1 protein-coding gene is annotated in these 1066 nt (G+C 38.9%); it reads right to left on the bottom strand.

Translation table 11 applies throughout. The features are described from left to right. Window positions 1–1066, bottom strand: a 1066-nt coding sequence (locus AB5Z52_RS17290) for an IS1182-like element ISEfa7 family transposase (RefSeq protein ID WP_060776089.1), incomplete at both ends; no start/stop codon positions are given.

The following is a 1066-nucleotide window of genomic DNA, read 5'->3' as shown; positions in this document are numbered from 1 at the left end:
AGACTGTAGACAAAAGCTGTTCCAAACTCGTAACTCGAGCTTGGAACAGCTTTTTATCTACTTCGTTTCGAATTTTTGAACAAAAAAATAAAGGCTCCTTGCCTTTCCATAGCCAGGTGGCTAATTTCTTTAAATTCATTGCAGCAAACACTAGCATCGTATGCGTCGCGACTTTTTCCAAGCCTCGATACTTGGTCCAACGCATCCCATGCTTTTCTTTTGCATCCGCAAATATTCGTTCAATCGTTTGTTTCCGTTTTTTGTAAATTGATTTATTCAGATCTGTTAGGCGAAGATGTTCCACTTCATCCATCAGATCTCCCCAAACATGTCTCGTGATGACTCGTTGATGATTTTTACTTTTGGTACATTGGTTTAGCAGAGGACAGTTCACACATTCTTTTGGATTGGATTTGTATTCTCGGTACCCTTCTCGAGTAACCGTTGAAAAAGCGAGCATTTGATCTTGCGGACAAATATAACAATCAAAATACTCGTCATAGAGAAACTCATTTTTTGATAATAGCCCCTTTTTCCCTTTGGGCCTTGAATAAGGCAAACAAGGTCGAAGGTTCAAATGAGTCAAAAAGTGAACAAACTTAGGTGTCTTATACCCAGCATCAGCGACAACACAATTGATTTCAGGAAAAAGTCTCTTCGATTGTTTGACGAGCTGAAAGGCGACTTGACTGTCATGAATATTTCCAGGAGTGATGATTGTGCTAAGAATAAATCCATTGTCGTCGCATGAAGTATGGGCAGAATAAGCAAATTGTTTTTCTCGTTCGCCTTTGACGTAGTAGCCGCTTTCCGGATCAGCTTTACTTATTTTTCTTTCTTTCAGCTTCACTTCCTTTTCTAAGTCCAAAGTAAAAGGGCGTTTTCCAGCCTCTATTCGTTGACGATTGATCTCATCTTCTAATTCATCCTGATAGGCTTTCGCTTCATCATGGGTCATTTCTTTCGTAAACTTATGTTTATTGGCGTTAGCTTTGATGTGGGTAGAATCCAGATACAAATTATCCTCTGTTACAAAACCTGCTTTAACTGCTTGTTCTAAAATATA

Source organism: Enterococcus sp. RTP21361st1_A6_RTP21361_211029, from assembly GCF_040910045.1.
Lineage (GTDB): Bacteria > Bacillota > Bacilli > Lactobacillales > Enterococcaceae > Enterococcus_D > Enterococcus_D gallinarum.
Note: the sequence above shows the minus strand (reverse complement) of the source record. Positions and strands in the feature narration are given on the sequence as shown.